General features: G+C 65.7%; 8 protein-coding genes. 5 read left to right on the top strand and 3 right to left on the bottom strand.

What is annotated here, in order from left to right:
• A partial coding sequence (locus tag ACR2JI_RS03135) for an MOSC N-terminal beta barrel domain-containing protein (protein WP_526387931.1) occupies window positions 1-642 on the bottom strand: 642 nt, incomplete at its 3' end.
• A 56-nt stretch (window positions 643-698) separates the two neighbouring features.
• Between ACR2JI_RS03135 and ACR2JI_RS03140 the strand changes: the two genes are divergently transcribed.
• The gene (locus tag ACR2JI_RS03140; protein WP_526387933.1) at window positions 699-1,616 is read left to right on the top strand and encodes an HpcH/HpaI aldolase/citrate lyase family protein; all 918 of its coding nucleotides are present in this window, start codon (window positions 699-701) and stop codon (window positions 1,614-1,616) included.
• A 15-nt stretch (window positions 1,617-1,631) separates the two neighbouring features.
• Here the strand turns inward: ACR2JI_RS03140 and ACR2JI_RS03145 are convergent, their stop codons facing one another.
• Window positions 1,632-3,173, bottom strand: a complete 1,542-nt coding sequence (locus ACR2JI_RS03145) for a GMC family oxidoreductase (protein ID WP_526387935.1) — start codon at window positions 3,171-3,173, stop codon at window positions 1,632-1,634.
• 46 nt (window positions 3,174-3,219) lie between these two features.
• Here ACR2JI_RS03145 and ACR2JI_RS03150 point away from each other — a divergent pair, with 46 nt between their 5' ends.
• Both ACR2JI_RS03150 and ACR2JI_RS03155 read left to right on the top strand, forming a co-directional pair.
• The gene (locus ACR2JI_RS03150) at window positions 3,220-4,149 is read left to right on the top strand and encodes a zinc-dependent alcohol dehydrogenase (RefSeq protein WP_526387937.1); all 930 of its coding nucleotides are present in this window, start codon (window positions 3,220-3,222) and stop codon (window positions 4,147-4,149) included.
• A gap of 51 nt (window positions 4,150-4,200) precedes the next feature.
• Window positions 4,201-4,545: a hypothetical protein gene (locus tag ACR2JI_RS03155; protein WP_526387939.1), complete on the top strand. Its 345-nt coding sequence runs from the start codon at window positions 4,201-4,203 to the stop codon at window positions 4,543-4,545.
• Between the two features lie 4 nt (window positions 4,546-4,549).
• Here ACR2JI_RS03155 and ACR2JI_RS03160 read toward each other — a convergent pair whose 3' ends face one another.
• Window positions 4,550-5,932, bottom strand: a complete 1,383-nt coding sequence (locus ACR2JI_RS03160) for an aminotransferase family protein (RefSeq protein ID WP_526387941.1) — start codon at window positions 5,930-5,932, stop codon at window positions 4,550-4,552.
• A gap of 258 nt (window positions 5,933-6,190) precedes the next feature.
• On the opposite strand from ACR2JI_RS03160, the gene ACR2JI_RS03165 reads away from it, so the two are divergent.
• Together ACR2JI_RS03165 and ACR2JI_RS03170 are read left to right on the top strand one after the other, a co-directional pair.
• Window positions 6,191-6,694 carry an NlpC/P60 family protein gene (locus ACR2JI_RS03165; RefSeq protein WP_526387943.1) on the top strand — a complete coding sequence of 168 codons (504 nt, stop codon included), beginning with the start codon at window positions 6,191-6,193 and terminating at the stop codon, window positions 6,692-6,694.
• A 329-nt stretch (window positions 6,695-7,023) separates the two neighbouring features.
• On the top strand, window positions 7,024-7,485 hold the full coding sequence (locus ACR2JI_RS03170) for a CAP domain-containing protein (protein WP_526387945.1): 462 nt from the start codon (window positions 7,024-7,026) through the stop codon (window positions 7,483-7,485).
• Window positions 7,486-7,735 lie beyond the last annotated feature (250 nt).

The following is a 7,735-nucleotide window of genomic DNA, read 5'->3' on the forward strand; positions in this document are numbered from 1 at the left end:
CGCAGCGTCAGAAGGAGCGTCGATCAGGATGCTGGGCCGGAATCGTCGCACGTCGAACTCCGAACCCGGGGCCAGCGCCGCCATTGCCGCCAGCGCCTGTTCGGTGAGCAGGTGCACGGGGTAGGCGTCGACGTAGGTGCCGACCGGGGTGGCGAAGCGGCTGATCTCGGCGAGCTTCTTGACCGGGAACATCGACAGATCCGGCAGTGGCTCGTCGGGGGCGACCCCGAAGATGGTTCGCAGATCGGCCTGGGTGGCCGGCGGGGCGCGATAGGAGTCGCGGTCGGCAATCGGGGGCAGCGGCCGCAACTGCACGTCCCGGTCCAGGTACTCCGACAACAGCACGTGCACGGAAGGGTCGGCACTGGAGGCCTCGCGACCGTCGGGCAGTCCGATGATCACCTCGGGCGCGTGGCCGGGGCCGGCCTCCGGCGACGGCGGGGCGGCGTAGCGGGCCGTGCACCACAGCAGTCCGGGCAGGCGCTTGGCGCTGGTGGTCGCATCCGATTCGACATCGCGGACGGCCCAGGTCCGGTCGGCGTGCAGGCCGAGTTCCCCGAAGTCCGCTGAATGCACCTGTTCACCGGCCATCGATTTCACCGGATATCGCCAGATGGATGTGACGCGGCCGACCTCGATCATCACTGGAGCCTACGGCGGTTTTGGCGGTCACCATCGCTGATGGGACGATGGTGGCCATGTATGACCAAGCCACCGGATGGGACACCAGCACCGACGCCGCGGGATACCGCATCAATCCGGTACTGGCGCGTAGCTGGCTGCTGGTCAACGGGGCGCAATATGACAAGTTCGCCCCGGCCTCCCGCTCCCGTGCCGACATCGTCGTCCTCGACATCGAGGACGCGGTGGCGCCGGCCGGTAAGCAGGCCGCCCGGGAGAATGTGCTGCGCTGGCTGGGCGCGGGCAACAGTGACTGGGTCCGGGTCAACGGGTTCGGCACCCAGTTCTGGGCCGACGATCTGGCCATGCTGGCAGGCAGCTCGGTCGGCGGGGTGATGCTGGCGATGGTGGAGTCCGTCGACCACGTCATCGAGACGGCGAACCTGCTGCCGGATGTTCCGATCGTCGCGCTGGTGGAAACCGCCCGCGGACTGGAGCGCATCACCGAGATCGCCGCGACCAAGGGGACGTTCCGGCTGGCGTTCGGTATCGGCGACTTCCGCCGCGATACCGGCTTCGGGGAGAACCCGTCGACGCTGGCCTACGCCCGGTCCCGGTTCACCATCGCCGCCAAGGCCGCGCAGCTGCCCGGCGCGATCGACGGCCCGACGGTGGGCTCCAGCGCGCTGAAACTCAGCGAGGCCACCGCGGTCTCCGCGGAGTTCGGTATGACCGGCAAGATCTGCCTGACCCCGGACCAGTGCGGCACCGTCAACGAAGGCCTCTCGCCGTCCCAGGAGGAGATCAGCTGGGCCAAGGAATTCTTCGCCGAGTTCGAGCGCGACGGCGGCGAGATCCGCAACGGCTCCGATCTGCCCCGTATCGCCCGTGCCAACAAAATCCTCGACCTGGCCCGCTCCTACGGCATCGAGATATCGGAATTCGACGACCAGGCCGTGCACGTCTCGGCTCCGTCGGACACCTACCACTACTGATCGCGGCGTCCGGGTTCAGTCGCCCGCGGCGATCAATTCGGCCGCCTTCTCCCCGATGACGACGACGGGGGCATGGGTATGTCCGCGGATGATGGTGGGCATCACCGACGCATCGGCGACCCGAAGACCGTGCACTCCACGCACCCTCAACTGCGGATCGACGACGCTTCGTTCGTCGCGGCCCATCCTGGCTGTGCCCACTGGGTGGTAGAGCGTGTGAGAACAACTGTCGAGTGCCCGTTCGAACGTTTCGTCGTTGAGGGCACTGGAGTGAAGCGGGCGAGCGATCTTTCCGACGATGCCCTTCAGTGCGGGTGACTGGGCGATCGCGGCGCTCACCCGCAGACCTGCCATCATCGCTCCGCGGTCGACACCCTCCGGATCGGACAGGTAGCGCGGATCGATGATCGGTTTGGCCGACGGGTCCGCGGATCGCAGCGTCACCGAACCGCTGCTGAGGGGTTTGAGCAGAACCGGGCCGGTGGCGATGGCGTGCCCATACGGATCGCCGAGGCCTTCCTCGAAGAACGGCGCCGGTGCCCAGATCAGTTCAAGGTCAGGCAGATCGAGTTCGGGCCGGCTGCGGACGAACCCGTAGGCCTCGCCGACGTTTGAGGTCAACATGCCGCGTCGGCGTAGCAGGTAGTTGAGCAACTGCTTGGGCTTCTCAGCGTGGAACAGGCTGTCGGCAGGAACATCGAATCCCAGGGTGGCGACCAGATGATCCACCAGGTTCTTTCCGACTTCCGGTGCGTGGTGGGTGATGCCGATGCCGAACTCCGCCAACTCCTGTGCATCGCCGATCCCGGACAGCATCAAAAGTTGCGGGGAATTCACCGCCCCCGCGCACAGCACAACCTCGCGCGTGGCCCGCACCGTCTGGCGCTGTCCCGTGGCGTCATCGAACTCGACCCCGACCGCGCGTGTTCCCTCGAAGATCACGCGTCGCGCCGTCGAGTTGGTCAGCAGCGTCAGGTTCGACCGACTCAGCGCAGGCTTGAGATAGGCATCCGCGCAACTCCAGCGTGCACCGCGGCGCTGAGTGACGGCCGTCTCGCAGAAGCCGTCGACCACCGGTCGGTCAGGGGAGGTCACCCGATAGCCGGACTGCTCAGCGGCCCGCAACCATGCTGCTGTCGACGCTCGCGGGCTGCGCTGCGGCGAGATAACAAGCTCGGCCTTCTCAACCCGCTCGAAGTACGTCCGCAGATGCGAGTAATCCCACGCGTCGCCGGCATGCTCGGCCCACTCGTCATAGTCCTCGGGAAAGCCGGGCACCCACATCATCGCGTTCATCGATGATGATCCGCCGAGGACTTTGCCCCGCGGCCAGTATATTTCGCGCCCACCTACTTCTTTCTGCGGCTCGGTGAGATAGTCCCAGTCCAACGGGCCGCGGAAAAGCTTGGAGAAAGCGGCGGGGATGTGGACGAACTTGTCCTTGTCCATCGGGCCCGCCTCGAGAACCACAACGCTGGTGCCGGAGTCGGCGCTGAGCCGGTTGGCGACCACGGATCCGGCCGATCCGGTGCCCACCACTACATAGTCGCAATGCATCGGCGCAGTATAGGCATGGCGACCGGACTGGATCGAAAGGAATGCCATGCGCGCTGTGAAGGCAATCGCGGGGAAAGCCACGGTCGTCGAGGTCGACGAGCCAGGCGGGGACTGGCCATTGCTCGATGTCGGCGCGGTGGGTATCTGCGGCAGCGATATGACACTGGTTCAGTGGAACCTGCCGACGACGCTGGGCCACGAGATCGCCGGCACCGTTGGTGGCCGCGCATACTGCGTTGAGCCGACTGTCCGCTGTGGTGACTGCGATCAGTGCCGGATGGGCCAACCGCAGCGATGCCGGGGCTCCGCGGCGCACGGGATCATCGGAGCGGCGTTCGACGGCGGACTGGCCGATCGGGTGAGGGTGCCGCAGGAATGCCTGGTTCCGCTGCCGGCGGGATTGCCAGTGTCGGACGCCTCGCTCGTCGAGCCGTTGGCCGTGAGTTGGCATGCGCTGCAGAAGATTTCGGCCGTTCCCGGTGAGCGGGTCCTGGTAGTCGGCGGAGGTAGCATCGGCTTGATGGCGGTGGCGGCGGCTCGAGCCCTCGGACTCGAGGTCGACCTGGAGTCTCGTCACGATCATCAGCGGGAGGCCGGGGAACGACTCGGTGCGGGCACGCCCAGCGGGGAGTACGAGGTGCTCGTCGAGGCGGCCGGGACGGACTCGGCGTTGGCCAGTTGTGTGCGTCACGCCGCGCCCGGAGCGCGAATCGCGATGGCCGGATTCGCCCAGGGTGACCGCAAAGTGCCCGGTATGGCCTTCCTGATGAATGAACTGACGATGGTCGGATGCAGTTGCTACGACAACGGCAGCGGCGGCCATGAGTTCGCTCAGGCGGCCGCGGCGCTGGCGGCCAACCCCGAGATCGCGGCCACCGTCATCACCCACCGGTTCCCGCTGGCCGATGCCACCGAGGCGTTCCGAGTGGCCGCTGACCGGGCCAGCGGTGCCATCAAGGTCGTGCTGGAGCCCTAGTCGCCGAAACACCTCGCGGCGGCAGGCAAGCGGGATTACCGTCGACCCACCATGGCAGCACCGTCGCATTTGAGTCTGACCGGACATCCGGCCGGTCGTCGGCGGCTGCGTCGGGTGAGCCGCCAGTTCGCGGCGGTCGGCGTAAACGTCCCGGCCGAACGGCTACGGCAGATCGCGGCGGGCCACCCGGCCAGTGAGTCCGAGCAGTTCGACATCGCGTTCGCCGAGGCGGCTATCCGCATCACCGGCGAGCAGCGGCACTCGAAACGATTCCGGGTCAAGCGCCGCTTAGTGCACTCATTGGTCGTTACCGGCGCCATCGTGGTGGCGATGAACATCCTGATCTGCCTCGGCCTGGTGTTCATCATGATGGCCGCGCACACGTCGCCGTTCTGACGCGTTACTTCACCACGTGCTGGTCGGCGACATCCAATGCGGCGTCGAGAGCAACCAGGCCTTCGGCGATCTCGGCCTCGCTGACATTGCACGGTGGGCAGACGTGGATGCGGTTGAAGTTCGCAAACGGCAGTAGCCCACCCGACTTACACGTCGCCACAACATCATTCATCGCGGGGCTGCTGGCACCGTAGGGTGCAAGCGGTTCCCGAGTCTTGGGGTTGGAGACGAGTTCCAGCGCCCAGAACACACCGAGACCTCGGACCTCGCCGACCGACGGATGACGTTTCGCCAATTCGTGCAGGCCGGGGCCGAGCACCTTCTCGCCGATGCGGGCGGCATTGGCGATCATGCCCTCGTCCTCCATGGCATTGATGGTCGCCACTGCGGCCGCGCATGCCAGTGGATGGCCGGAGTAGGTGAGTCCGCCGGGGTAGGCGCGCTCGGCGAAGGTGTTGTAGATGGCGTCGTTGATCGCCACGCCGCCGAGCGGCACGTAACCGGAGGTGACGCCCTTGGCGAAGGTCATCAGATCGGGGACGACATTGAAGTTGTCGATGGCGAACCATTTCCCGGTGCGCCCGAAGCCGGCCATCACCTCGTCGGCGATCATGACGATGCCGTGGCGGTCGCAGATCTCGCGCACACCGGCCATGTAGCCGGGCGGGGGGATCATGATGCCTGCGGTGCCGGGAACAGATTCCAGGATGATCGCGGCGATCGTCGCCGGACCCTCGTGGGCGATGAGCCGCTCGAGGTAGTCCAGCGCGCGCTCGGACTCCTGCTGCTCGTTTTCCGAATAGAACGATGAGCGATACAGGAACGGGCCATTGAAGTGCACGACACCGGCGCTGCCGTAGTCGTTGGGGTAACGCCGCGGGTCACCGGTCAGGTTGATCGCGGTGTCGGTGCCGCCGTGGTAGGAGCGGTACCGCGAGAGCACCTTGCGACGCCCGGTGTGCAGTCGCGCCATCCTCACGGCGTGCTCGACGGCATCGGCGCCGGCATTGGTGAAGAAGACGTGGTTCAGATCGCCCGGAGCGCGCTCGGCGATCAGACGGGCTGCCTCGGAGCGTGCGGCGTTGACGTGTTGAGGTGCGACGGTGCACAACTTGGCCGCCTGCTCGGTGATCGCTGCGACCACCCTGGGGTGCTGATGGCCGATGTTGGTGAAGACCAACTGGCCGGAATAGTCGAGCAACCTGTTGCCATCGCCGTCCCAGATGTAGGAGCCCTGGGCCGCCAGGATGGTCATCGGCTTGATCTGAGCCTGGGCCGACCATGAGTGGAAGACGTGCCTGCGGTCGAGTTCGTAGGCGCGTTTGCCTTCGGCGATCGCCGTGTCGATGTCCTGCCCGTTGGGGAAGGTGGTCTCGGTCGTGGTCATCAGTCATGCCTCTTTGCGTCAAGACGGGGCTCAAGCCGGATCCGGCCGCACCATGGTATCCGGACTTCCCGCACAACGGTTCAGCCAAGAAGCGGGTGCGCTTGGGACACCGTTGCATCACGGTTGGGAAAAAGGCCAGTTCAGCGCGCAAATCGAGGTGGCAGTAGATGGCCCGGTGTTGTAGAAGTGACGGTAGCGACTGTTGTGAACGCACCGGGACCCGCCCGGTCGACCGTCTCAGCAGGAGGGTGGTTTGAAATGAAGCGCGTCATTCCCGGTGTCCTGTCCATGGTGATCGGCTTGGTCCTGATGGCGACGAGCTTGCTGGTCGGGCCTGGCGTGAGCTCTGCGGCTCCGGTCTCCCGAGACCAGGCCGTCAATCTGGTGCTCACTCGCGGTCTCGCCCAGCGGGGCGTGCCGTATTCCTGGGGCGGTGGCGATATCAACGGACCGAGTCTGGGCAACGGCCCCGGAGCGGCCATCGTCGGCTTCGACTCCTCAGGCCTGATGCAGTACGTGTTCGCCGGCGTCAACGCCAAGCTGCCGCGCTCCTCGGGTGCGATGTACAACGTCGGCCAGAAGGTCACCGCGGAGCAGGCCCTGCCCGCCGATCTGATCTTCTACGGGCCTCAGGGCACGACGACCGTTGCGATGTTCCTCGGCAACAACCAGATGCTCGAGGTCACCGACGCCGGAGTTGTGGTGTCCCCGGTGCGGACCACCGATATGGACCCGTACCTCATCCGGATCATCGCCGGTTAGAAGCAGCCCTCAGCATCGCTTCGCGGGGTCGTGATTCTCACACCTCGCGGCCGCTGGGCTCTGGAACTCCCGCCGCCGACAGAGTCGGCAGGATTCCTGGGTTACGTTGGCCAGCAGCGCGCCGAAGTCGGTCAGGCAAGACTGCGGAAATTCGGTTTTCAACCGAGGCGTTACTAACGCGGCTCGGTCCCGGTTCACTGTGGTGTCGGACGGGTGTCAGGTCTTCCTGGCTCCCCGCCGACAACCGGAGGTGAAACATGATGGGAACCGAGCGGAGCCTTCGCCCGCTTAGGGGTCTGCCCACGGCTGCGGGTTTCGGTGCGACGTTGATGGTCGGTGCGACGCTGATGGTTGTCGGCCTGGCGATGCCGCCTGCTTCTCACGCGGACAACAACCGGCTCAACGGCTCTGTCGTCGCGAACGTTTTCACGATCCAGCATCAGGCCGGCTGCAAGAACAAACTCCGGGTCAATCAGAAGCTTGTGCTGGCCGCCCAGTGGCAAACCTGGGACCTGATGAACAACCGCGCACTGGATGGCGATATCGGCTCCGATGGCTCGACGGTTGCCACTCGCTCAGCTAACGCCGGCTACCGCGGCGCGGTGAGCGAGACCACCGCCATCAATCCCGCCATCGCAATCAGCGGCATCGAAATTCTCAATCAGTGGTATTACCGCCCCGACTACTACGCCATCATGTCCGATTGCTCCAACATCGAGATCGGTGTCTGGTCGGAGAACAGCATCGACCGCAGCGTGGTCGTCGCGGTCTACGGCAGGGGTGAAGTTTGATCGGCCGCCCGCGCCCCATTCTGAGATCCGATGACCCGGGCAGCACCGAAAACGGCGTTCCCGCCGAAGTCGGTTCCGCCCTGATCACCAGTGTGTTTACTGACCGGTGGCGCCACAACCGACGACCAGCCCACTGGGAGGGATCTTGACTTCAGAGCCGATCGCCGGCCGGACGGGGGGAGCGTGACGATGGCTGTGCCCGAGCTTGCACTGAAGCCGCTGCGCGGTGTCGGGGGCTTGTATGCCACAG

Origin of the sequence: Mycobacterium sp. (genome assembly GCF_051006775.1) — a bacterium.
Lineage (GTDB): Bacteria > Actinomycetota > Actinomycetes > Mycobacteriales > Mycobacteriaceae > Mycobacterium.

Coding starts and splice junctions, on each gene's coding strand:
- ACR2JI_RS03160 (WP_526387941.1), bottom strand. CDS start 5,932: ATGACCACGACCGAGACCACCTTCCCCAACGGGCAGGACATCGACACG.
- ACR2JI_RS03165 (WP_526387943.1), top strand. CDS start 6,191: ATGAAGCGCGTCATTCCCGGTGTCCTGTCCATGGTGATCGGCTTGGTC.
- ACR2JI_RS03140 (WP_526387933.1), top strand. CDS start 699: ATGTATGACCAAGCCACCGGATGGGACACCAGCACCGACGCCGCGGGA.
- ACR2JI_RS03170 (WP_526387945.1), top strand. CDS start 7,024: ATGGTCGGTGCGACGCTGATGGTTGTCGGCCTGGCGATGCCGCCTGCT.
- ACR2JI_RS03145 (WP_526387935.1), bottom strand. CDS start 3,173: ATGCATTGCGACTATGTAGTGGTGGGCACCGGATCGGCCGGATCCGTG.
- ACR2JI_RS03155 (WP_526387939.1), top strand. CDS start 4,201: ATGGCAGCACCGTCGCATTTGAGTCTGACCGGACATCCGGCCGGTCGT.
- ACR2JI_RS03150 (WP_526387937.1), top strand. CDS start 3,220: ATGCGCGCTGTGAAGGCAATCGCGGGGAAAGCCACGGTCGTCGAGGTC.